At 70.2% G+C, this 24,105-nt stretch carries 15 protein-coding genes; all 15 read left to right on the plus strand.

Annotated elements, in window-relative coordinates:
- Positions 1–30: 30 nt before the first annotated feature.
- The 15 genes from U8525_RS00100 (at position 31) to polA (ending at position 24,002) form a co-directional block, all read left to right on the plus strand.
- Entirely contained in the window at positions 31–1,044 is a 1,014-nt protein-coding gene (locus U8525_RS00100) for a carbohydrate kinase (RefSeq protein WP_374259467.1), read from the plus strand.
- A 78-nt stretch (positions 1,045–1,122) separates the two neighbouring features.
- A complete protein-coding gene (locus tag U8525_RS00105; RefSeq protein WP_374259468.1) occupies positions 1,123–2,409 on the plus strand; it encodes a DNA polymerase beta superfamily protein in 1,287 nt (428 codons plus the stop codon).
- Positions 2,406–3,194, plus strand: coding sequence for a DNA polymerase beta superfamily protein (locus tag U8525_RS00110; protein ID WP_374259470.1), 789 nt, complete (start codon positions 2,406–2,408; stop codon positions 3,192–3,194). The genes U8525_RS00105 and U8525_RS00110 overlap by 4 nt, the downstream gene beginning before the upstream one ends.
- Positions 3,195–3,264: 70 nt before the next feature.
- Positions 3,265–5,565: a protein kinase gene (locus U8525_RS00115; RefSeq protein WP_374259472.1), complete on the plus strand. Its 2,301-nt coding sequence runs from the start codon at positions 3,265–3,267 to the stop codon at positions 5,563–5,565.
- 89 nt (positions 5,566–5,654) lie between these two features.
- Positions 5,655–6,647 (plus strand): glycine--tRNA ligase subunit alpha, encoded by a 993-nt coding sequence (gene glyQ / locus U8525_RS00120; RefSeq protein WP_374259475.1) that lies wholly within the window; start codon positions 5,655–5,657, stop codon positions 6,645–6,647.
- A complete protein-coding gene (gene glyS, locus U8525_RS00125; protein WP_374259477.1) occupies positions 6,637–8,736 on the plus strand; it encodes a glycine--tRNA ligase subunit beta in 2,100 nt (699 codons plus the stop codon). Before glyQ ends, glyS begins: the two co-directional genes overlap by 11 nt.
- A 74-nt stretch (positions 8,737–8,810) precedes the next feature.
- Positions 8,811–10,091, plus strand: coding sequence for a transposase (locus tag U8525_RS00130; protein WP_374259480.1), 1,281 nt, complete (start codon positions 8,811–8,813; stop codon positions 10,089–10,091).
- A gap of 166 nt (positions 10,092–10,257) precedes the next feature.
- Entirely contained in the window at positions 10,258–11,787 is a 1,530-nt protein-coding gene (locus U8525_RS00135; RefSeq protein ID WP_374259483.1) for a YncE family protein, read from the plus strand.
- Between the two features lie 2 nt (positions 11,788–11,789).
- Positions 11,790–14,036 (plus strand): hypothetical protein, encoded by a 2,247-nt coding sequence (locus tag U8525_RS00140; RefSeq protein ID WP_374259485.1) that lies wholly within the window; start codon positions 11,790–11,792, stop codon positions 14,034–14,036.
- A gap of 63 nt (positions 14,037–14,099) precedes the next feature.
- Positions 14,100–14,954: an FHA domain-containing protein gene (locus tag U8525_RS00145; protein ID WP_374259488.1), complete on the plus strand. Its 855-nt coding sequence runs from the start codon at positions 14,100–14,102 to the stop codon at positions 14,952–14,954.
- Between the two features lie 112 nt (positions 14,955–15,066).
- Positions 15,067–15,603: a prepilin peptidase gene (locus U8525_RS00150; RefSeq protein ID WP_374259491.1), complete on the plus strand. Its 537-nt coding sequence runs from the start codon at positions 15,067–15,069 to the stop codon at positions 15,601–15,603.
- A gap of 45 nt (positions 15,604–15,648) precedes the next feature.
- Positions 15,649–17,097, plus strand: coding sequence for a type II and III secretion system protein family protein (locus U8525_RS00155; protein WP_374259493.1), 1,449 nt, complete (start codon positions 15,649–15,651; stop codon positions 17,095–17,097).
- A gap of 152 nt (positions 17,098–17,249) precedes the next feature.
- Positions 17,250–19,013: an ATPase, T2SS/T4P/T4SS family gene (locus U8525_RS00160; protein ID WP_374259496.1), complete on the plus strand. Its 1,764-nt coding sequence runs from the start codon at positions 17,250–17,252 to the stop codon at positions 19,011–19,013.
- 7 nt (positions 19,014–19,020) lie between these two features.
- Positions 19,021–21,237, plus strand: a complete 2,217-nt coding sequence (locus tag U8525_RS00165; RefSeq protein ID WP_374259498.1) for an FHA domain-containing protein — start codon at positions 19,021–19,023, stop codon at positions 21,235–21,237.
- Positions 21,238–21,296: 59 nt separating this feature from the next.
- The gene (gene polA, locus U8525_RS00170) at positions 21,297–24,002 is read left to right on the plus strand and encodes a DNA polymerase I (protein WP_374259500.1); all 2,706 of its coding nucleotides are present in this window, start codon (positions 21,297–21,299) and stop codon (positions 24,000–24,002) included.
- Positions 24,003–24,105 lie beyond the last annotated feature (103 nt).

Raw genomic sequence — 24,105 nt, forward strand, 5'->3', positions numbered from 1 at the left:
CGGGCAGCGCGGTCCCCAGGGGGAAGGGTCATGCACGAAGCCGGGCCGCTGGACGTGGTGTGTGTCGGCGAGACGCTGGTGGACTTCCTCCCCGTGGCTGGCGGCGCCACGCGCGTTCGGGACGTGGAGGCGTGGAAGCCGTCTCCGGGGGGCTCTCCGGCCAATGTCTCCGTGGGGCTCGCGCGGCTGGGGCTGCGCTCGGCGATGGTGGGCGTGGTGGGCTCCGACGAGTTCGGCCACTTCCTGCGCGACCGGCTGGCGGCGGAGGGCGTGGACGTGAGCCGCTTGCGTCAGGTGGACCACGCGCGCACCGGCCTGCTGTTCGTCTCGCTGGATGCGCACGGTGAGCGCAGCTTCACGTACTTCCGGACGCGCTCGGCGGAGTTCCTGCTGGACGACTCCGACGTGGATGGCGACTTCGTGCGGCGTGCGAAGGTGCTGCACTGCGGCTCCAACTCCCTGCTCCTGCCAGAGGCGCGCGAGGCCATGGTGCGCCTGCTCACCCTGGCACGCGAGGCCGGGATGCTGGTGAGCTGTGATCCGAACCTGCGGCTGCATATGTGGACGCGGCCCGAGGAGCTTCAAGCCCTCCTGGGCCGCATGCTCCCGCTGTGCACGGTGGTGAAGCTGTCCGAGGAGGAGATCCACTTCGCGACCGGCGAGCACTCGCCGGAAGCGGCCCTGCAGGTCCTGGCCGCCCAGGGCGTGCGGCTGCCCGTGGTGACGCTGGGGCCGCGCGGGGCGGTGTTCCTCTGGCGGGGCGAGGTCCTCTCCGTTCCCGCGCCCCAGGTGACGGTGGTGGACACGACGGGCGCCGGTGACGGCTTCGTGTCCGCGATGTTGAGCGGGCTGGTGCGCGGCCATGGCGGCGCGCGTGCACTGGAGGGCGCGACGCGCGAGGACCTGGTCGCGCTGATGACCTTCGCCGCGGGGGTGGGGGCCCGGGTGGTGACGAAGCTGGGCGCGGTGGCGGCGCTCCCGCTGGCGTCCGAAGTGGAGGGGCTGTTGCCCGAAGGACCCGCCGCGCGTCGCATCGCGCGCTGACGGGGAGCACCGGCCAGGGTCAGGCTCGCATGCTTCGCCGCGTCCTGCGTGGCCCGCCATCCCATCCAGGAGGGACCGATGAGCGACACGCGTGAGAGCGCTTCTTCCACCCCGGCGCGGGTCCGTGGGCTGGAGCAGATCGACCGGCTGTCCGTGCCGCTGCCGCATGGTACCGAGGTCACGACGCGCGTGGAGCGCGTGGCGTCCGGCCGCCGCATTCCCCAGGGCGTGGTGGGCCGCGTGGTGCGCGCGCATGATGGCGGCTTCGACGTCCAGATCGTCGGGGTGGGCGAGGTGTGGTTCGCGCGCGACGAGCTCGTGCCCCGGCGGATGGGGCAGGTGCAGTTCGCCCAGCGGCGCGAGGCGGCCTGGAGCGCGCTGCGGCCGTGCGTGGTGCTGGAGACGCGCGTGGGCAGTCACGCCTGGGGGCTCGCGGACGAGCGCTCCGATGTGGACGTGCGCGGCGTGTTCGCGCTGCCGCTGCCGTGGACGCTGGGCCTGGGGCAGCCCCCGCAGGACCTGGTGAGCGCGGATGGCAGCACCACGTACTGGGAGGTCCGCAAGGCGGTGGAGCAGGCGCTGCGCGCGGATCCGAACACGCTGGAGACCCTCTTCGTCCCCGGCGTGAAGCCGCTGGACGAGCTGGGCGCGTGGGTGCTGGAGGTGCGCGAGGCGTTCGTCTCCAAGGCCATCTTCGGCAGCTTCGGACGCTATGCCATGAGCCAGCTCGACAAGCTCACCCGCAGCCAGCGGCTGGCCGAGCACCGCGACCTGCTGCTCGCGTGGCTGTGCGAGGAGCCCACGCCGGACCTGGACGAGGTGGCCCGGCGCCTGGCCGCCGTGTCGCCCCGCGCCGCGCCCACGCCCGAGGACGCGGTGCTCGCGGCGAAGACGTACGTCAAGCAACTCTACCGCTCGCTCTGGGACCAGGGACTGCTCGCGTCGAATGACCTCGCCGCGCTCACGGCATACGCGCGCGGCGGGGGCCAGCGTCCCCCGTCCGCGCGGGAGCTGCGACCGAAGAACGCCTACAACCTGCTGCGGCTGGTGGCGCTGGCGACGGGCTGGCTGCGCGACGGCGTGCCCACCTTCGAGGCGACGGGGGCGCTGAAGGCCCGGCTGCTCGACATCAAGCGTGGACAGGTGCCACTGAAGGACGTGCTGCGCGACGCCGAGGCGATGGCGCCAGCGCTGGAGGCCGCGCACCGGGAGAGCCGGCTGCCGGAACATCCGGACCATGCCCGCGCGGATCGGCTGCTGCGACGCGTGGGAGGGGAGGTGGCGCGGCGCTGGGTCTTGCAGACGCCCGGACCGCTGGGCCGTGACGCGCCGGAGGCTCCGGCGCTGGAAGGAGGGATGGAATGAAGGGCAGGCTGACGGAACATCAGGAGCGGATGGCGGACCGCGTGCTGGACGCCGAGTCCCTCGCGCGCGAACACCTGGTCATCTCGCTGTCCGGCGCGCATGCGTACGGGTTCCCGTCGCACGACAGCGACCTGGACCTCAAGGCCATCCACATGGCGCCCACCGCCGCGCTCCTCGGCCTCCAGCCGCGGCACGTGCCGGCGGAGCGGATGGAGGTGCTGGAGGGCGTGGAGGTGGACTACTCGTCCAACGAGTTGCAGCCCGTACTGCTGGGCATCCTCCAGGGCAACGGCAACTACATCGAGCGGGTGCTGGGGGCCATCACCGTGCGGGCCCTGCCGGAGCTGGAGACGCTGCGGCCCCGGGTGCGGGCCGTGCTGTCGCGGCGCATCCACCGGCACTACCGCGGCTTCGCGCAGGGACAGCTGCGTGAATGGGAGAAGGGTGGCTTCCGCTCCGTGAAGAAGCTGCTGTACGTGCTGCGCACCACGCTCACCGGGGCGCATGCGCTGCGCACGGGCGAAGTGGAGACGGATGTCACCGTCCTGCTGGAGCCGTATGGCTTTGGCGGGGCCCACGCGCTGGTGGAGCGCAAGCAGTGTGGCGAGCGCATCGAGCTGGACGACGCGCTTAGCGAGCAGTGGCAGGGCGAGGTGACGCGCGCGTTCGCGGTGCTCGATGCGGCGGACGCGGCCTCCGTGTTGCCCCTGGAGCCACAACCGTCGGCCGTGGCCGCGCTCGAGGGCTGGATGCTCGACGTGCGGCGCCAGCGGTTCGGCGCCTAAACCGCTTTCCCGGGGCTCCTGGCTCCGGGCGGCCGGCCGAGGGGAAAGACGAACATCGACCTGGGAGGGCATGGCGGGTAACATCCGCCCCGCCATGAGCACGCAGGGAGGCGCCGGAGAAGATCCCGACCGGGGGCGGCGCATCGGAAAGTACGAGATCCTCACCCGACTCTCCATGGGAGGGATGGCGGAGCTGTTCCTCGCGTACACCTCCGGCCCCGGTGGCTTCCGCAAGTTCGTGGCGGTGAAGCAGATCCTCCCCGACATCAAGAAGGACGACCAGTTCGTCAAGATGTTCCTCGACGAGGCGCGCATCACCGCGGCCTTCTCGCACGCGAACATCGGGCAGGTGTTCGACCTGGGCGAGGAGGACGGCGAGCTGTACCTCGCCATGGAGTTCCTGCCCGGCCAGAACCTGGAGCAGGTGGTGAAGATGGCGGCGCGGCGCAACTACACGCTGCCGCTGGGCTTCAGCGCGCGCGTGATGCGCGACACGTGCCTGGGCCTGCACTACGCCCACCACTTCATGGATCCGTCGGGCCGCCCCGTGGCGGTGGTGCACCGCGACGTGTCCCCGAAGAACGTGATGATCACCTACGACGGCGTCGTGAAGGTGATCGACTTCGGCATTGCCAAGGCGCGCGGCAAGCTGGGGCGCACGCAGGTGGGCACCGTGAAGGGGACCAGCGGGTACATGTCCCCGGAGCAGGTGCGCAACAAGGACCTGGATGGCCGCAGCGACCAGTTCTCCACGGGCGTGATGTTCCACGAGCTGCTGGCCGGCCAGCGCCTGTTCAACGCTCCGGGCGAGGCCGCCGTGATGATGCAGATCGTGGACGGGGAGATCCCCGCGCCGCGCTCGCTCAACCCGGCCGTGTCGGAGGCCCTGGACGCGGTGGTGCTCAAGTCGCTGTCGCGCGACTCGGCCCAGCGCTTCGGCACGTGCCGGGAGATGGCGCGCGCCATCGAGGCCTCGCTGGGCGCCGAGCTGTTCGACGAAGATCAGATGGCCGCCATCATGGGCGAGCTCTTCGAGGAGAAGCGCCAGAAGACACGCACGCTCCTGGAGCTGGCCAGCCGCGCGGAGGACGCCCGCGTCAGCGAGGCCGCTGGCGCGCTCCACGTGGAGGAGGGCGGTGAGCAGGCTTCCGCAGAGCCCACCGCGCAGGTGAAGTCGCCGCCCGCGGACGTCGCGCCGTCCTTCAAGCCGACCCCCGTCCGCCGCACTGCGACCGAGTCCACGACGCCCGCCCCGCGCGCCACTCCGCGCCCCGCCATGGAGGCCGCCGAGGCCCGCGCCTCGCGCGTCAATACGCCCACCGTGGCGCCGCGATCGCAGCGTCCCTCGGGCGCTGATTCGGCATCGGTTCCGCGGGTGGTCCGCCCTCCCGCTGACGCCGTGCGGCCCTCTCGGGCTCGCCCCAGTGCGCGGCCCGAACCCTCCGAAGCGCGTGGTGCGTCCCAGTCCGAAGGGCTGATGGATCCGCCCAGCGAGCTCCAGACCCAGCGCTTCAAGACCCGCCCCGCGCGGAGCTCCACCCGGACCCCGCGTCACGCGGAGGAGGCGGAGGTCGCCGAATCAGCGGCTCCGGCCCCGCCCGCCCGTGAAGGCTCCGGCTGGGGCATGCGGCTGTTCCTGCTCCTCCTCCTGGGCGGCGTGGCCTACCTGGCGACGCTGGAGCCCGTGCGCCGCGTGTTCATGCCGGCGTACGAGTCCGCGAAGCAGTGGGTGCAGGCGGAGCTGGATCCACCTCCGCCCGTGGACCCCGCCGCGAACGGGCAGTGGCCGCCCAAGCCCTCTGGTCCGCCTCCGGGCTTCGCCCAGAAGCCCGCCCCCGAGCCCGAGAAGGCGCCGGAGGTGGAGCCGTCGCCTCCGCCCGAACCCGAGGTGGAGCCGGTCGTCGCCGACGCGAAGAAGACGCCCGCGGGCAAGGGGGCGCGCAAGGCGAAGCCGGCCGCTCCCAGCGTTCAGCCCGCCTCGGTGGACAAGCCCGCAGTGGACAGCCCGGTGGTGGCGAAGGCGGACCCGCGCCCCGCGAAGCCCGCGGCCCCTGAGCCGGTCACCACCGTCACGCAGGAGGAGAACCCGGAGGTGCTCGACACGACCACCTCGAAGGGCGCCGCGAAGGCGGGCCTGGGCTGGCTCACGCTCTACACGGTGCCGAAGAACGCGGCCGTGTTCGACGGCGCCACGCAGCTGGGCACGTCCCCCCTGATCAAGTTCCCGCTCCCCGTGGGCACCTACCGCCTGCGCGTGGTGGACCCGCAGGACCCCGGCGGAACGAGCAAGCTGTTGTCCGCTCCCGTCCGTCCCGGCGAGGTGACGAAGCTGCAGATTCGACTGGCCGACCTCCCGGCCTACGCGGACTGACCGCCGTCCTTGACGCTCCAGGACCCCCTCACTAGGGTCCGCCGCGTTCCGCCTTCGCCTTCGACGCACTGCGAGAAGGACTCGCCAACATGTATTTCCAGGACCTCATCCTCACGCTCCAGAAGCACTGGGCCGACCAGGGATGCATCGTCACCCAGTCGTACGACACGGAAGTCGGCGCGGGCACGATGGCCCCGTACACGTTCCTGCGCGCGCTCGGTCCCGAGCCGTGGAACGTCGCCTACGTGCAGCCCTCGCGGCGCCCCGCGGACGGCCGCTTCGGTGAGAACCCGAACCGCCTGTTCCAGCACCACCAGTTCCAGGTCATCCTCAAGCCCGCGCCCAAGAACGTCCAGGAGCTCTACCTGGAGTCGCTGCGGAAGATCGGGATGGATCCGCTGGAGCACGACATCCGCTTCGTCGAGGACGACTGGGAGTCCCCCACGCTGGGCGCCTGGGGCCTGGGCTGGGAGGTGTGGTGTGACGGGATGGAGGTGACGCAGTTCACCTACTTCCAGCAGTGCGGCGGCTTCGACTGCCGCCCCGTGGCCGCGGAGCTGACGTACGGGCTCGAGCGCCTGGCCATGTACCTGCAGAACGTGGAGAACGTCTTCGACATCGAGTGGGTCAAGGGCGTGAAGTACCGCGAGGTGTTCCACGCGAACGAAGTGGAGATGAGCAGGTACGCCCTCCACGAGTCCGACCCGCAGATGCTCTTCGCGATGTTCGACGCGTACGAGAAGGAGTGCAAGCGGCTCATCGAGCGCCACCTGCCGCTGCCCGCGTACGACTACGCGCTGAAGTGCTCGCACACGTTCAACCTGCTGGACGCGCGCGGCGCCATCTCCGTCACCGAGCGCGCCAACTTCATCAAGCGCGTGCGTGACAACGCGCGCCTGTGCGCGGAGGGCTACCTCCAGATGCGCGAGCGGCTGGGCTTCCCGCTGACGAAGACGCCGTGGACGGTGGGCGAGCAGCCGCCGGTGCTGGAGGGCAGGCCCGCCAGCGACTACTGGAAGACGGTGCAGCTGAACAAGCCGGTGGAGAAGAAGGAGAAGGCGGAGGTGTCCCGTGGCGCGTGATCTGCTGCTGGAGGTCGGCGCCGAGGAGATCCCGGCGTCGTTCATCATCCCCGCGCTGGAGGACCTCCAGCGCGTGCTCACCGAGCGCATGGCCGACGCCCGCCTGAAGCACGGCGAGGTGCGCACGTTCGGCACGCCGCGCCGGCTGGCCGTCTGGGTCCGCGACGTGGCGGACTCGGGCGAGGACATCACGAAGGAGGTGCTGGGCCCCAGCGCCAAGGCCGCCTTCGACGCGCAGGGCAAGCCCACCAAGGCGGCGGAGAAGTTCGCCGAGGGGCTCAAGCTGTCCGTGGACGCGCTCGGGCGCACCACCACGGCCAAGGGCGAGTACGTCTCCGCGCGCGTGGAGGAGAAGGGCCGTCCGGCGGAGGCCATCCTCCAGGACGCGGCGCACGCGGCGGTGCACGGCATCAACTTCAAGAAGTCCATGCGCTGGGGTGACGTGGACACGGCGTTCGCCCGCCCGGTGCAGTGGATGGTGGCGCTCCTGGGCGACACGGAGCTGCCGGTGGTGCTGGGCGACGTGAAGGCGGGCCGGACGACCTACGGCCACCGCTTCCTCGCGCCGGGCCCCATCGTGCTGAAGGCGCCCGCGGACTACGAGGCCGCGCTGGAGAAGGCGCACGTGGTGGCGGACATCGCGAAGCGCCGCGCGGAGCTGGTGCGCAAGGTGACCGCCGCGGCGAAGGCGGAGGGCGCGCAGCTGCTGGAGGACGAGGGGCTGGTGGACCAGGTGACGAACCTGGTGGAGCTGCCGAGCCCCGTGGTGGGCCGCTTCGAGGAGCGCCACCTGGACCTGCCGCCCGAGGTGCTGGTGCAGGAGATGAAGAGCCACCAGCGCTACTTCTCGCTGACGGACGCGAAGGGGAAGCTGCTGCCGCGCTTCATCGCCGTGTCCAACACGCCGGTGCGCGACGAGCAGCTGTCCCTGCGCGGCTACCAGCGCGTGCTGGCGGCGCGGCTCGCGGACGGGCGCTTCTTCTTCGACGAGGACCGCCGCACCCCGCTGGCCGACCGCGTGGAGAAGCTGGGCCGCGTGGTGTGGCAGGGGCAGCTGGGCACGTACCTGGAGAAGGTGGAGCGCTTCCGCTCGCTGGCGCTCTGGCTGGCCCAGGCCACGGGCATGGCAGGGGAGTCCGCCACGGTGGAGCGCGCCGCCACGCTGTCCAAGGCGGACCTCGTCACCGGCATGGTGGGCGAGTTCCCGGAGCTCCAGGGCGTGATGGGCCGCGAGTACGCGCGCGCGGGCGGTGAGCCCGAGGCGGTGGCGCTGGCCATCTTCGAGCACTACCTGCCCCGCGGGGCCGAGGACGCGCTGCCGTCGCAGGACGCGGGCGCGCTCATCGGCCTGGCGGACCGGCTGGACTCGCTGTGCGGCATCTTCGCCATCGGCAAGGCGCCGTCGGGCGCGGCGGATCCGTTCGCGCTGCGCCGCGCGTGTCTGTCCATCATCCGCATCGTGCTGGGGCGCGGCTACCGCTTCAGCCTGTCCGCCGCGGTGGACGAGGCGCTGCGCCTGCTGGCCCCCCGGCTGGCCAACGTGAAGCGCAAGCCGGGGGAAGCGGCCCCGCGCGAGCAGGTGCTGGAGTTCTTCCGCGGCCGCCTCAAGGCGCTGTGGGGCGAGCAGCACCGCACCGACGTCGTGGAGGCGGTGCTGGCCGTGGGCTTCGACGACCTGGTCGCGGCGAAGAAGCGCCTGGAGGCCCTGAGCGTGCTCGTGGGCCACGCGGACTTCCAGCCGCTGGCGGCGGCGTTCAAGCGCGTGGTCAACATCGTGGAGAAGCAGGGCAAGGACGTGGCCGGCGGGCAGACCAACCCGCAGCGCTTCACGGACGAGCCGGAGAAGCACCTCCACACCGCCTTCACCCAGGCGCGCGCCAGGGTGGGCGAGCACGTGCGCGCGGACGACTTCGCCAGCGCGCTCAAGGAGATCACCGGCCTAAAGCCCGCCGTGGACACCTTCTTCGACAAGGTGATGGTGATGGCCGAGGACAAGGACCTGCGGGAGAACCGCATCCGGTTCCTCACGGAGATTGGCGCCCTGTTCAACCAGGTGGCGGACTTTTCCAAGATCCAGGCCGAGGCCTGAGGGCGTGAGAAAAAATTAACGATACTGATGCGTCCGCAGGACGCATAAGCATCTCTGTGCGAGCATGACTCGCCATGGCGGGAAGCAGACGGCCGCGAGTGCGTGTGCTGCGGCCGAGACGGGCTCAGGTGCTGACGGCTCGGACCTATGAGCAGTTGGTTGACCGAGGTCATCCGGTCCGAGCCGTATGGGCGGCTGTCGAAGCGCTAGACATGTCGGACTTCGAGCGCGCCATCCGCGCTCGTCCCCATCACGCGGGCCGTTCGGCGGTGGACCCGAAGCTGTTGCTGGCGCTGTGGGTGTATGGGCAGATGGAGGGGCTCTCCAGCGCTCATGCCATTGCTGCCAGGCTGCGCACGGACGTTGCGTATTGGTGGTTGTGCGGCGGCGTCGGAGTGTCGGCACATACGCTGTCCTCCTTCATGACGCGCTCAGGCCCTGCCTTCCGGGCGTTGCTGGGCAAGCTGCTGGATGACCTGTGCAGCCGCGGTGCCGTACGCCGGCCACGGCGACTTGCACAGGACGGCACGCGTGTGCGGGCCTCCGCAGGGGCCGCCTCTTTTCACCGCAAGGCCACCCTGCAGAAACGGGCCACTGAGGCTGCTGCCGCCGGCCAGTGCCGGCGGGGCGCCAGCCCCCAGGCACGTGCGGCGCGCAAACGCGCTCGGGCCGATTTACAGGCTCGGGCGGCACTCGCGCTTGCTGCTTTGCCGGCAGCGGCACGGCGTAAGAAACGTGCGAAGGGGGGCGCTCGTGGCGAACCCCGAGCCTCTCTCACCGACCCACAGGCACACGTGATGCGCATGCCAGACGGCGGCTACCGCCCCGCCTACAACGCGCAGGCCGTCTCGGACGTGGAGAGCCGGCTCGCATTGGCCGGTCGTGTCACCAATGAGGGGGCGGACACGGCCCAGTTGCTACCGATGGTGCACTGTGTGGCCCACGTCCTGGGACTCAAGCCCGAAGCTTGGTTGGTAGACGGGGCCTATCGGAATCTCAAGGCCTTCTCCGCGCTCGAATCGCAGGGCATTCGTGTCTTCTCTCCTCTACCGGCGCGCAAGAACCTGCTTCCACCGGGGGAGCAGCGCAGGCGCCGACGAGGCGAACCCATCGAGGCGTGGCGTGCGCGGATGCAGACACTCGCAGGCAAGCGCACATACGCCCAGCGCGCACCGACGGCGGAACTGCTCAATGCGCAGGTCAAGGAGCGCCAAGGCCTGCGCAGGCTTCACGTACGAGGTCGCAAGCGAGCCGAAGCTGCATGGCTGCTCGCACTCGTCGCCCACAACCTTCTGCTCGCCATCGCGCAAGGGTGGCTCGGCGAGCCGGAAGGCTCATTTTTTCTCACGCCCTGAGGCCCCACCGCCGCTTCACCGCCGGAGCGTGCCCGTTTCCCCACCAAGGGAGCGGCGCACGCCTTCCGGGCGGGGGCGGATGTCCGCGGGCGGGCGTCCGGGAATAGCGGCAGCCCTATTCAGTTGCCCGGGGCAGGGCCGCGTTCCTACACTCCGCCCCCCTCTGATGCGCCTCCACTTCCTGACCCCCGCGCTGCTGCTCCTCGGGGCGTGTTCGATCGAGTCCGAACCGAACCCGCCTCCGTCCACCCGCTTCGTGTACCCCAGCGGGGTGGCGTTCTGGCGCCCTCCGTCGGCGGGAGGCCCCTCGGCGAGCAACGGCTACCTCTTCGTCGCGAACGCCAACTTCGACAACTGCTACGACTCCGGTTCAGTGGTGGCGCTGAACCTGGACACGCTGAGCACGCAGCAGGACGGGCAGGCCGTCGCCTTGCCCCACCTGGGCGGCGCGCTCCCGGAGTCCTCGCTCGCCTTCGAGGACCTGGCGTCCTCGGACGAAGCGCTCGTGCAGATCCGCAGCTTCGCGGGCGAGCTGGGCCTGTGGGTGAACCCGGCCACCGGGCTGCCGCGCCTGTTCGTGCCCTCGCGCGCGGAGGGCAACAACCTGCACGCCGTGGACGTGGGCCTGACGGCCAGCGGCGCGCCGACGCTCACCTGCGTGCAGGGCGGCGTGGACTGCCGCAACGGCGCGCTGTCGCTCACGGACGACATCCCGTCATCCCTCAGCGAGGAGGGCCGCTCGGGCCTGCCGCGCGCGCCGTCGCCCATTGGCGTGACGGTGGATGACGCGAGCGGCACCCTGTACGTGACGCACTCGGAGGCGGCGGACTCGCCCGCGAAGTCCAGCACCAACTTCGAGAACTACCTGGCCACGGTGAAGCTGGACAACCCCACGCGGGACACGCTGGGCTTCATCCCGCTGTCGCCCGAGGGCTACGCCTACGGCGGCTCGGACTCGGTGACGGTGGGCGCGGGCTACCTCTACGTGACGGGCCGCAACTTCGTGGCCGGCGTCAGCGGCACGGTGGCCGCCAACTTCGTGCTGCGGCTGGTGGACAAGAACCAGCCCGGCACGCTCCTGGAGCCCTCGTTGCAGTCGGTGTACCGCATCCGCGAGGCGCGCGCGGTGCGCGTGGTGCCCCGGCCGGTGACGGCGGCGGAGCTGGCGGCGGATCCGAACTTCGTGCGCGAGCGGCTCTACCTGCTGGCGCGCGGCCCGGACACGCTGCTCACCATCGACTTCGAGTACGACGCGGTGCCGGGCGGCGCCGCCAGCCAGCCCTACTTCCGGGTGGTCTCCGCGGTGCCCATGCCCGACGGCGTGAGCGACATGCAGCTCATCTCTCGCACGCCGGGCACGTCCAACGCGGACACCAACATCATCGCGGTGACGAGCACGGGCGACAGCGCGGTGTCCTTCTACGACGAGGCGCTCGGGCAGGTCGTGGCGCAGGTGCCGCTCGTCAACGACCTGAACCAGGGCAGCAACCCGTCGCAGGCCTTCGGGCTGACGGTGGACAACCCCGCCGGGACGAACGCGGCGCGGCTGTTCGTGACCAACTTCGGTGACAGCCAGGTATCCATCGTGGACATCCCCGACCTGGCGCGTCCCCAGGACGCGCGGCTGGTGGCGAAGCTGGGCATCCAGCAGCAGCGCGATCCGAACCAGGGCACCAGCGTGTGCCAGGAGAACTGACCTTGAAGCGCGGCTTTCTTGCTGCCCTGTTGCTGAGCGGCGCGGGCCTCGCGCTCGCCTGCTCCGACACCACCTCCACCGCGGGTATCGCCGGTCTGTCCGGCACGTACGACGTGGTGCTCTCCAACGATCTCGTCTTCGTCACCTCGCAGGACCGGGATGAGCTGCGCGTGCTGGACCTGGGGCGGTCGCCGCGTGACTTCATCCCCGCGCCCAACCCGCTGGAGCCCCTGGCCATCCCCGTCATCGCGCGGCCGGATTCGCTCACCCGCGACGTGAGCTACAGCGAAGTGAACAAGGAGGCGTCGGGCCCGTACGTCTACGCGCGCAGCTCCGGCGGCCGCGGCATCTCCGTGGTGGCCGCGGACCGCGAGCGCCTCAACGAGGTGACGCGCCTGGCGACCGGCGAGCTCATCACCGCCTTCGCCGCGCACGCCCCCGTGGCGGCCGGCGCGCCCAGTGTCCTGTACTACGCGCTCCAGACGCGCCCGCAGGCCGCCGAGCAGCTGTGCGGCCCCTTCGGCGGCGGGGTGGTGATGCGCCAGGACCTGCCCGGACCGGACGGCTTCGACGCGGCCGCGCTGCCGCCCGCGCTGCCGGTCTTCTGCCTCAAGCCGGCGGACACGGTGATGTCCCTGCTCTCGCTGCCCCCCCAGGCCGACAAGCCGGACTCGCTGGTGGTCGCCATCCGCAACGTGTCCGGCACCAGCCGGCTGGTGCGCGTGGTGGCGGACGGGACCAACGTGGAGATCCCCTACAAGCGGCCGCGTCCGGCGCCGTTCACGGTGCCCACGTACACGGACCTGGTGGACATCCCGGCGCGGCTCGTGGCCACGCACCCCAGCTACGAGGTGCAGCGGGCCAAGGTGAATGATGCATGCCCGGAGGGCACCACGACGAGGGCCATTGATGAGAACGACCCTCCGACGACGATCTGCATCGAGACCTGGCCCGCGGGCCGCTTCGTGTACGCGGTGCTGGATGAGCTGACCTGCAACTCGTCGGACTGCGAGGGCGTCATCGCGCTCGACAACGGGCCGGATCCGGTGAATGCGCCGTCCGCGGCGCCGGTGCTCGCCCGCGACATCACCGGCGCGCCCATGCTGACGCTGCGGCCGACCGCGGGCCTGCCCACGGGCCTCACGCTGGTGCCGGGCCAGGAGGTCCGCGAGCTGCTGTCGGACAGCGTGGCCTACCGCAGCGCCATCCCGCTCCTGGGCATCATGCCGTCGTCCAGCGGGGAGATCACCCTGTTCCGCGCCGACGAGCGCCGCGCGTTCAACCTGGACCGGCATCCGACCGATGGACCGCTGAACGCGTCGGTGACCTCGGACCTGCGCGACGGCAACGAGGTCTCGTACACGGAGCAGTCCCAGGGCGTCCTGGTGAACGAACCGGGCTGTCCCCAGGCGACCGACGCGACCAACGCCACCGCGTTCCTCTGCAACGGGACGGTGCCCAGCGGGACGTACCGTCTGGTCTACCAGGGGCTGCTGCCCGGGCTCGTCGGCCTCACGCGCGATGTGCGCGAGGAGGACCCGCCGCTCCTCATCGAAACGTCGCTGGCGACGGCGCGCGGGGTGATGCCGGGGGACTCCATCGTGCTGGCCAACAACGCGGGCCCCTGCGCGGCGAGCATCCCCATCCTCCGCCTGGAGGACCAGGGCAACGGCCTGACGCGCCTCTACCCGGACCTGTCCGACCCGGCCGTCGCGGACGCCGTGGCGCCGTGCTCGTCATATCCGGCGTTCGACGTGCGCGCGGGCCCGAACGCGAAGCCCTTCGTGCTCTACTCGGGCCTGGAGACCAGCGACACGTACGTGAAGCGGCTGGACGTGAACGAGGCGTACACGGTCTCCAGCTTCCTGGACTACTACTACCACCCGGACGACTTCGACCTGGGCCTGGAGCCGCCCAAGACGCCCCCCACCCGGTACGTCCCCGCGCCGCTGACGCTCACCCTCACGCCGACCGTCTGCGCCCCCACCACGCCGTGCCGGCTGGTGCCGGGGGACCGCTTCGTGGTGACGCTGCAGCCGCGCTTCCGCCGGTTCGTCTTCGGGGTGGACACCAGCTCGACGAGCAACCTGGCGGTCTACACCCTGCCTTCTTCCGTGGTGGCCACGGCCGTGGACGGCGCCAGCCTGGCCTTCATCGCCTACCCCTCGGCGGACGGCATCCTCCAGGTGGCGCTGGAGTCGATCAGCGATAACGTGGACAACCTCACGTATCTCCGGGCGTTCCAGTAACTGGGCGCGCCCAGCCGGCTCTGCTATCGTCCCTCACGTCCAGCATTTCCCGAGCCAAGACCGATGATCGATCAGAACTCCCGTCCCGCACGCAAGGTCGGCATCGCCGAACACCTGTGGGAGACGTACGAAGAGATGGCCCAGCAGATGGGGTCGGATCGCGACGCGCTCATCAACCAGGCGCTGTTCATGTTCGCGCGCCTCAACGGCTTCATCGACGTCAGGACCAAGGGTGAGCCCGTCGTGGCGGCGGTGCCGTCCCCCACGCCCGCCCCGGCCGTGCGTCCTGCCGCCGCGCCGCCACCCGCCAAGGGCGCTCCGCCAGTGCTGAACCCCGCGCCGGCGCCCGCGCGCTCCGCCGCGCGCAACGTGGAGGAGCGTCCGTCCTCCAACGGGCTGGACAATGATCCGGTGCGCCGCGAGGTCGCCGAGCGCGTCCTGGAGACGGCCGCCGAGCTGGAGCGGCTCATCAAGGGCAAGAACGAGCCGCCTCCGCCCTCCGCGGACGACATGATCGAGGACGAGGAGGAGGAGCCCCTGCCGGAGCAGGAGGAGCCGCCGCTCGACGACATGCAGGACGAGGCTCCCGAGGAGGCCGAAGAGGAGGAGCCCATGGAGGAGGCGGACGAGGACGAGGGCGCCTCGCTCTACCTCGTCACCGAGTCCGGCGAGCAGGAGAAGATCGTCAAGGACCGCTACGTCATCGGCCGCGGCAAGCACTGCGACTTCGTCATCAACTCCGGCAAGGTGTCGCGCGAGCACGCCGTCATCGCCCGCGACGGCAGCGACTTCTACATCGAGGACCTCGGCTCCTCGAACGGGACCTGGTTCAACAAGCAGCGCATCAAGCGCCGCAAGGTCGAGGACGGGGACGAGTACTTCATCTGCAGCGAGAAGATCCGCCTCGTCATCCACTGACCGCGGGATGACGCAGGGTCCCACGGTGCGATGGTCTTGTTCAGGAATTGACGGGCTCGGGGCCTCCATTGTTTGATGGGGGTCGCCTGCTCCCCATGGGAGCAGGTGCCGAATGACACCTGTTCAGCTCGCGCTGTGGACGATTCTGGGAGTGGCCCTGGTGATCTCGGTGGTGACCGACGTGCTGCGCCGGCTCATCCCGAACACCGTGACCTATCCGCTCATCGTGCTGGGGCTCGGGGTGCGCGGGGTGTCCGAAGGGGTGGGCGGGTTGGAGTCGGGGGTGGTGAGCGGGCTCCTGGCGGGCGCGGGACTCGCGCTGCTGCTGGTGCCGGGTGCGCTGCGCGGGCGCATGGGGTGGGGTGACGTCAAGCTGATGGCGGGCGTGGGCTGCGCGTTGGGCTTTCCCACGGTGCTCGCGGCGGCGGCCTTCATCTCGCTCACGGGCGCGTTGCAGGCCATCGTCACGCTGCTGTGGCAGGGGGCCGTCTGGGACACGCTGGCGGCGGTGGCCCGTCGCTGGGCGGTGCGGATGAAATGGATGCGGGAGGAAACCTCGAGTGCTCCCGCGCGACACATCCCCTACGGCGTCTCCATCGCGCTCGGGACTTTCTGGGCCATGTGGTGGCAGCAACAACATCTGGGATAGCGCGTCGGCGTCCGGGCGCGCGCACGCAAGAAGGGGATTCACACGATGTCCACTCGCTTCACGCAAGCCCTGGCGCTCGGCGCCGTCGTCACCCTGGTGGCCAGTGCCCCCGCCCTGGCCCAGGAGGGCAGCTCCGTCAGCCTGGGGGTGGGTACCCAGAAGGTGCTCACCATTCCCGGCCTCAGCCGCGTCGCGCTGGGCGATCCGTCCATCGCCGAGGTGAAGACGCTCGGCACCGGCCAGCTGCTCGTCACCGGTAACCAGGAGGGCAAGACGACGCTGCTCGTCTGGAAGTCCTCGGGTCAGCGCATCAGCTACCTGGTGACGGTCCGCAAGCAGGACCCGAACGAGGTCATCTCCGAGATCAAGCGCCTCCTGGGGGAAATCGAAGGCGTGTCCGTGCGGATGGTGGGCGACCGCATCTACCTGGACGGTCAGGCCTACACCACGCAGGACGCGGACCGCATCGAGCAGGTGGTGAGCCTGTACCCGAACGTGAAGTCGTTCGTGAAGATCGCCCCCAACGCCAAGAAGCTGGTGGCGCAGAACCTGAACGCGGCCTTCCAGAAGGCGGGCTTGAAGAACGTGCAGGCCAACGTGGTGGGCGCGACCATCTTCCTGGAGGGCTCCGTGGAGAGCCAGCAGGACCTCCAGAAGGCGGAGCTCATCACCAAGGCCATCGGTGAGAAGGTGGAGAACCTGCTCGTCGTCGGCATCAAGCGGATGATCCTCTCCGAGGTCCAGTTCGTCGAAATCCGCCGCAACAGCCGCGACCGCTACGGCATCAAGTACCCCACGGACATCACCGGCTCGCTGACGGCCACCGTGAACCTGAACAAGGCGCTCATGCCGTCCGGTGACGCGGTGTCCAACCTCATCATGGGCGCGACGGGCGGCTCGGACCTGAGCATCGGGTTCCAGGCCAACGACGGCTACGGCCGCCTGCTGGCGCAGCCCAAGCTGGTGTGCGCCAGCGGTGAGAAGGCGGAGTTCCTCGCCGGCGGCGAGGTGCCCATCCCCCTCATCACCAACACGCAGTTCACGGTGGAGTACAAGCCCTACGGCGTCATCCTGAACATCCGCCCCACCGCGGACCGCAACGGCAACATCCAGACCGAGGTGGAGGCGGAGGCCTCTGAAATCGACACCTCCGTGTCCGTGTCCTTCGGCGGTTCGTCCGCCATCCCCGGCTTCCGCACCCGCAAGGTCAAGACGAACGTCACCGTGCGTCACGGTGAGACCATCGTGCTGTCGGGCGTGTTCAGCCACGACGAGCAGAAGGCCGTCGCGAAGCTGCCGGGCCTGGGGCACATCCCCATCGTGGGCGAGCTGTTCAAGAACCGCGCGTTCGACTCCACCAAGCGCGAGCTGGTGATCTTCGTCACCCCGCGCATCGTGAACCCGGACTCGGACAAGGTCCGCAGCATCATCGAGGACGTGAAGACCCGCTACAAGCAGGCCCGCTCCGAGGTGAACTTCAACATCTTCGACTGAGGCCCCCGCGCCATCACGTCGGATCCGGTCCGGGCCGGCCCCGTCCCTGCTTCAGCGGGGGAGGGTGCCGGCCCGTTCGTTTCCGGGCAGCAGGCGGGCGAGCGTCGCAGGAGTCTTTGAGGTCGTAGGAGGGCTTGGTAGCATCCCGCCCCATGTTTCTCATCACGTTGACGGAGAAGGGCGGCGGCTCGGAGCAGCGGGAGTTTCCCAAGAACGAGATCACGATCGGCCGGCTTGCCGGCAATGACATCGTGCTCGCCAAGGGCAACGTCTCCAAGACCCACTCCCGCATCGTCGAGAAGGACGGTCGCCTCATCATCGTGGACATGAAGTCCACGAACGGCACCTTCGTGAACGGCAAGAAGATCGCCGGGCCCATGGTGCTCAAGCCCAGCGACCAGGTCTCCATCGGCGACTACATCCTCAACGTGGAGCCGCTGGACGACGCCGCGCAGGACGAGCCCGTCGACGAGGGCTACGACGAGGAGCAGGGCGAGGAGGCCTACGAGGAGGAAGAGGCCTACGAGGAGGAGGAGCCCTACGAGGAGGAGCCCGCGCCCGCCCCCGCGGCTCCCAGCCGCATGCCCGCGTCCATGGCCGCGGCCATGGCGAAGAACAAGCGCAAGGTGGACCCCCGGCTGGAGCGCTACTCGCGGCTCCAGAAGGAGATCCACGACCGGCTCATCGAGTACCTGGACCTGCGCCGCATGGACATGGACCGGCTCGGGGACGAGGAGCTCTGGCGCCGCACCGAGAAGGCCATCCGGGACATCATCGACCAGATGGAGGCGGACCAGGAGCTCCCCGGGGACGTGGACCGGGAGGAGCTGCTCACCGACGTCATCAACGAGGCGCTGGGCCTGGGGCCCCTGGAGGCGTTCCTCGCGTCGGAGGAGATCAGCGAGATCATGGTGAACCACGCCAACCAGATCTACATCGAGCGCAAGGGCAAGCTGACCCTGTCGGAGAAGACGTTCTCCTCCAACCAGGCGGTGCTCGGCGTCATCGAGCGCATCGTGGCGCCCATCGGCCGCCGCATCGACGAGTCCAGCCCGCTGGTGGACGCGCGCTTGAAGGACGGCAGCCGCGTGAACGCCATCATCCCGCCGCTGGCGCTCAAGGGCCCCTGCATCACCATCCGCAAGTTCAAGAAGGACGCGCTGAAGATCCAGGATCTCATCAAGTACAAGACCATCACCGCGCAGATGGCCGAGTTCCTGGAGATGTGCGTGACGGCCCGGCGCAACATCGTCATCTCCGGCGGCACGGGCTCCGGGAAGACGACGACGCTGAACATCATCAGCTCCTTCATCCCGGAGGGTGAGCGCATCGTCACGGTGGAGGACGCCGCGGAGCTGCAGCTGCCGCAGGAGCACTGGGTCCAACTGGAGAGCCGCCCGCCCAACCTGGAAGGCAAGGGCGCCATCACCATCCGCGACCTGGTGAAGAACTGCCTGCGCATGCGGCCGGACCGCATCGTGGTGGGCGAGTGCCGCTCCGGCGAGACGCTGGACATGCTCCAGGCCATGAACACCGGCCACGACGGTTCGCTCACCACGCTGCACGCGAACACGCCGCGCGACGCCATCGCCCGGCTGGAGACGATGGTGCTCATGTCCGGCATGGAGCTGCCGGTGAAGGCCATCCGCGAGCAGATCTCCAGCGCGGTGCACCTCATCGTGCAGCAGACGCGCTTCTCCGACGGGACGCGCAAGATCTGCTTCATCACGGAGGTGTCCGGCATGGAGGTCGACATCGTGACCCTCCAGGACATCTTCTATTACAAGCAGGACGGCTTCACGGAGGACCACAAGGTGCGCGGGCGCTTCGTGGCTTCGGGCTTCGTGCCGAAGTTCTACGACGAGCTCCAGCGCAAGGGCATCCCCGTGAACATGAGCATCTTCCGCGAGGACTGACGCGCCCATGCCAACCCTGGTCGTCCGTCACCCTGACGGCACTGAGCACGAGCACGAAATCGCGGGCGAGCTGAAGATCGGCCGCCAGCAGGGCAATGACCTCGTCCTCACGGAGGGCGGCGTGTCGCGGCAGCACGCGCGCGTCTACGTGGAGGGTGGCACCGTCTACGTGGAGGACGGGGGCAGCCAGAACGGCACCTTCGTGGACGGCGAGCGCATCGCGGGGCCCACGGCGCTGACGCCGGCCTCGCAGGTGCTGCTGGGCGACTACGAGCTGAAGCTCAAGGGCGGCGGCCGGGGCACCGGCGGTCGCCGCGCGGCGACGCCCGCGCCCCAGGACCCCTCGACGCTCGCGGACGCGCCCGTGAAGGGCACGCGCGCCATGCCCAGCATTCGCGCCAAGGCCACGCAGAAGGGCGCGGCGAAGCCCGAGGGCGCGCTGGCGAAGCGTCCCTCGCGGCCCCAGCGGGCGCTGGGCGGCGCGGAGGCGGGCGCGAGCTCGGGGCCGGTGCTCAAGGGCATGACGGGGCCGTGGGCCGGCAAGTCCTATCCCATCCAGGGCACGCTGCTGGTGGGCCGGGCGCCGCCGGCGGCGGTCATCCTGGATGACGACTCCGTGAGCCGGAGGCACGCCGAGGTGAAGCGCGAGGGCAGCGCCGTGCTCGCGCGCGACCTGGGCAGCGCCAACGGCACCCTGCTCAACGGGGAGCTGCTGGGCGAGGAGTTCGTCGACCTGCAGGCAGGGGACGTCCTCCAGTTCGGCGTGGTGGAGATGACCTTCGAGGCCTCGGACACGCCCTCGCGCCGTCCCGGGGCGGCGGGCGCGCCTCCGCCTCGCCGGGGGGCCCGCGGGGCGGCGCCGGCGGCGGACAACAAGCGCAAGCTGATGGTGGTCGCGGGCGGCGTCATCGCGCTGCTGGCGGTGGCGGCGGTGGTGAAGTCGTCCATGGGGCCGGCGCAGAAGGCCCCCAAGGCGGGCCCGGCCGCGCCGCTGGATCCCGCGCAGCAGGTGCAGGACCTGCTCAGCGAGTGCCGCTCCTACTCCTCCAACGAGATGGGCGCCCCCGACTGGGCCCGCGCGGAGAAGGCGTGCGACCAGGCGCTGGACATGGACCCCATCAACGCCGAGGCGAACACCCTCGTGCGGCGCATCAAGCTGGAGAAGGAGGCCTTCGACAACTTCGAGGCCGCGAAGAAGGCCATCGAGCTCAACCGCGAGCAGCAGGCCCTGGAGCTGCTGCGCAAGATTCCGAAGGAGAGCGAGTACTTCCGCCGCGCCCGCTCCAAGGCGAAGGAGACGGCCGAGCGGTTCGTGGAGCGCGCGAAGGACGACTGCAAGCGCTACCTGAACAACTCGCAGTGGGGCCCCGCGGTGCAGCGCTGCCAGCAGTACATGGAAGTGTGGTGCCAGAAGCAGAGCAAGGAGGACCTGGAGCCCCCCATTGGCCAGACGCTCCGCCTGGAGGGCTTCCTGCGCAAGAACGACTGGCGCCCCAAGGACGCCATGTTCGTGAAGTTCCTGGTGGCCCGCACGCGGGTGGACCGCAACGCCCCGCCGTGGACCTGCCCGGTGTCCGCCATCCTGCAGGAGGACGGGCTGGGCGTGGATCAGGCCAGCGAGGTGCGCGCCATGTTCGCCAAGCGCTACGCCCCGAAGCTCATCCAGGCGGCGATGATGGACTACTGGGCCGGCCGTGGCAGCGAGGCCATGGCGACGCTGCAGAAGCTGCGCGCGAAGGAAGACCAGGCGCAGTACCACCAGCTCGCGGACGATCTCATCCGCGACGTGTCCAACGTGGATCAGCTCTTCAAGACGGGCGAGAGCGCCATCACCAACGACGACCCCGAGCGCGCCGTCACGCCGTTCACGGACGCGCTGGCGACGGACAAGCGCATCATGGCGGAGCTGGCGGAGTCGCACCTGTCCTTCTACCGGAAGAACATGTTCCAGGACCTGGCGGCCGCGGCCTACCAGCGCGGCAAGCACTTCGCGGACCGCGAGGACCGCCGCCGGGGCTGCCGCATCTGGAAGCTGGGCTTCGAGTTCTACAAGGGCAACACGGACCTGAACCGCGTGGTGGCCTTCTGCTCCACGCAGGCGCAGAACACGTTGAACAACGCGGGCAGCTGTTCGGACCTGGCGGCGGTGGAGGACTACGCCGTGCCGGGTGACGGCATCGCGGAGCAGGTGGCCGCGAAGAAGGCCGAGCTGAAGTGCCGCTGAGCGGCGCTCCGGTGCGGGGCTTCATGGACAGGGGCCGGGAGGCGCGCTAGGGACGGGGGATGGCCGACACCAGCCCCCCGCGCCCCGAGCGCCGCCTGGCGCTCTTCGACGCCTCTGGCTTCATCTTCCGCGCCTACCACGCCATCCCCCCGCTCACGACGAGCAAGGGGGTGCCCACCAACGCCGTGCTGGGCTTCACTCGCATGGTGCTCAAGGCCCTGCAGGAGCTGAAGCCCACGCACGTGGCGCTGGCGTTCGACAAGTCCGGCCGCGTGGAGCGTCAGAAGATCGACCCCACGTACAAGGCGAACCGCAAGGCGCCGCCGGAGGACCTGACGCCCCAGTTCCCGCTCATCCGCAAGGTGGGGGACGTGCTGAACCTGCCCTCGCTGGACGCGGAGGGCTGGGAGGCGGACGACGTCATCGGCACGCTGGCGATGCAGGCGAAGGCGGAGGGGTACCAGGTCCTGGTCATCACCAGCGACAAGGACTTCATGCAGATCGTCGACGAGGACATCACCCTCTTCGACCCCGCGAAGAACAAGCGCATCGGCGTTCCGGACGTGCAGGAGAAGCTGGGCATCCTGCCGACGCAGGTGCGCGACTTCCTGGCGCTGGTGGGCGACGCGGTGGACAACGTCGCCAAGGTGCCGGGCGTGGGCGACAAGACGGCGGTGGAGCTGCTCCACCAGTTCGGCGATGTGGAGACGCTGCTCGCGCGCGTGGAGGAGGTGAAGAAGCCGAAGATCCGCGCGGCGCTGGAGTCCCACCGCGAGAGCCTGCTGCGCGCCAAGCAGCTCGTCACCTTCAACACCGCGCTGCCCCTGGGCGTGAAGCTGGACGAGCTGGTGCGCCGCCCTCCTGACGCCACGCGCGCCCGGGACCTGTTCACGGAGCTGGAGTTCTTCGCGCTCCTGCGCGACCTGCCCGTCGAGGAGGCCCCGGTCCGCGCGGACGTGGCGCCGCTCGCCGTCACCACCAGGCTGGTCACCACCGAGGCAGAGGTGAAGGCGCTGGCGGACGCGGCGAAGGCCGCCGGGGCCGTCACCCTGGTGCCCGCCTACGAGGGCATGCCCTTCGCGGCGCCGCTGGTGGGCCTGGGCGTGGCGCTGCCGGATGGCTCCACGTCCTACGTGCCGCTGCGGCACCAGCAACTGGGCGCGACGCAGGTGCCGGTGGCGGCCTTCACGGCGGCCCTGCGGGACGTGCTCGCGGACGCGGCGGTGAAGAAGGGCGGCCACGACCTCAAGGCGCTCACGCTGGTGCTGGCCAATGAAGGGCTGACGCTGGAGGGCGCGCACGACGACGTGGAGCTCCTGAGCTACCTGCTCAACCCGTCGCGCCGCGAGCACGCGCTGGCGGACCTGGCGCGTGAGCGGCTGCGCTCGGAGCTGCCCGCGCTGCCCGCGTCGGTGGAGGGCAAGAAGGGGCGCGCGCTGGCGGACCACGGGCCGGAGGAGGTGGCCGTGGCGTACGCGGTGCGCGCGGACGCGGCGCGCCGGCTGGCGCCGGAGCTGTGGCGGGAGCTGGAGCTGGGCGGGCTCTCGGAGCTGGCGCGCACGCTGGAGCTGCCGCTGCTGCCCGTGCTCGCGCGCATGGAGCGCGAGGGCGTGAAGCTGGACGTGGCGGAGCTGGCGCGCACCTCCGAGCGCGTGGACGTGGAGGTGAAGGCGAAGGAGGCCGAGTGCCACCAGGCCGCGGGCCACGTCTTCAACCTGGGCTCCAACCCGCAGCTGGCCCAGGTGCTCTACGAGGAGCAGAAGCTGCCCGTCCTCAAGCGCGGCAAGACGGGCCCGTCCACGGACCAGGAGGTGCTGGAGAAGCTGGCGGAGGAGCACCACAGCGTGCTCGCGCGGGCGCTCATCGAGTACCGGGGCCTGTCCAAGCTCAAGAGCACCTACCTGGACACGCTGCCCACGCTGGTGGCGAAGGACGGGCGCATCCACACCACGTACCACCAGGCGGCCACCGCCACCGGCCGGCTGTCCTCGTCCGACCCGAACCTGCAGAACATCCCCATCCGCACCGAGCTGGGGCGGGAGATCCGCCGCGCCTTCGTGGCGGACGCGGGGCACCAGCTGGTGAGCGCGGACTACTCGCAGATCGAGCTGCGGCTGCTGGCGCACATCGCGGAGGACCCGGTGCTCATCGAGGCCTTCCGCAACGACGAGGACATCCACAGCCGCACGGCCGCGGAGATCTTCGCCGTGGACCCCAAGGACGTGGACCGCGAGCAGCGCCGCGTGGCGAAGATGGTGAACTTCGGCATCGCGTACGGCCTGTCCGCGCACGGCCTGTCCACGCGCCTGGGCATCTCCCAGGAGAACGCGCGCGACGTCATCGAGCGGTACTTCATCCGGTACGCCGGCATCCGCCAGTACCTGGAGGACACCGTGGAGAAGGCGCGCAAGGTGGGCTACGTGGAGACGCTCTACGGCCGCCGCCGCCTGATGGGGGACCTGCTCTCCAAGAACCGGGGGGTGGCCCAGGCCGCGGAGCGCGCCGCCATCAACATGCCCATCCAGGGCACCGCCGCGGACCTGATGAAGAAGGCCATGCTGGTCGTGGACGCCGCGCTCCGGGAGCAGAAGCTGAAGGCGCGCGTGCTCCTCCAGGTGCACGACGAGCTGCTCTTCGAGGCGCCGGACGCGGAGGTGGAGGCCGTGAAGGCCCTGGCCGTGAAGAGCATGGCCTCCGTCGCCGAGCTGAAGGTGCCGCTCAAGGTGGAAGTGGGCGCGGGGAAGAGCTGGGCGGACGCGCACTGAGCCGAAAAAAGCGCGGGAGGGCGCCCACCCCCGTAGGCGCCCTCCCGCAGCCCTCCAGCCCCACTCCTCCGACAAAACATGCCGATCCGTCCGACCGGCGGAG

Source organism: Corallococcus sp. RDP092CA (assembly GCF_041903675.1).
Classification (GTDB): Bacteria; Myxococcota; Myxococcia; order Myxococcales; family Myxococcaceae; genus Corallococcus.

Excerpts from the sequence above, each read along its gene's own strand:
- U8525_RS00100 (WP_374259467.1), top strand. The coding sequence starts at position 31 with ATGCACGAAGCCGGGCCGCTGGACGTGGTGTGTGTCGGCGAGACGCTG.
- U8525_RS00105 (WP_374259468.1), top strand. The coding sequence starts at position 1,123 with ATGAGCGACACGCGTGAGAGCGCTTCTTCCACCCCGGCGCGGGTCCGT.
- U8525_RS00110 (WP_374259470.1), top strand. The coding sequence starts at position 2,406 with ATGAAGGGCAGGCTGACGGAACATCAGGAGCGGATGGCGGACCGCGTG.
- U8525_RS00115 (WP_374259472.1), top strand. The coding sequence starts at position 3,265 with ATGGCGGGTAACATCCGCCCCGCCATGAGCACGCAGGGAGGCGCCGGA.
- glyQ (WP_374259475.1), top strand. The coding sequence starts at position 5,655 with ATGTATTTCCAGGACCTCATCCTCACGCTCCAGAAGCACTGGGCCGAC.
- U8525_RS00130 (WP_374259480.1), top strand. The coding sequence starts at position 8,811 with ATGGCGGGAAGCAGACGGCCGCGAGTGCGTGTGCTGCGGCCGAGACGG.
- U8525_RS00135 (WP_374259483.1), top strand. The coding sequence starts at position 10,258 with ATGCGCCTCCACTTCCTGACCCCCGCGCTGCTGCTCCTCGGGGCGTGT.
- U8525_RS00145 (WP_374259488.1), top strand. The coding sequence starts at position 14,100 with ATGATCGATCAGAACTCCCGTCCCGCACGCAAGGTCGGCATCGCCGAA.
- U8525_RS00150 (WP_374259491.1), top strand. The coding sequence starts at position 15,067 with ATGACACCTGTTCAGCTCGCGCTGTGGACGATTCTGGGAGTGGCCCTG.
- U8525_RS00155 (WP_374259493.1), top strand. The coding sequence starts at position 15,649 with ATGTCCACTCGCTTCACGCAAGCCCTGGCGCTCGGCGCCGTCGTCACC.
- U8525_RS00160 (WP_374259496.1), top strand. The coding sequence starts at position 17,250 with ATGTTTCTCATCACGTTGACGGAGAAGGGCGGCGGCTCGGAGCAGCGG.
- U8525_RS00165 (WP_374259498.1), top strand. The coding sequence starts at position 19,021 with ATGCCAACCCTGGTCGTCCGTCACCCTGACGGCACTGAGCACGAGCAC.
- polA (WP_374259500.1), top strand. The coding sequence starts at position 21,297 with ATGGCCGACACCAGCCCCCCGCGCCCCGAGCGCCGCCTGGCGCTCTTC.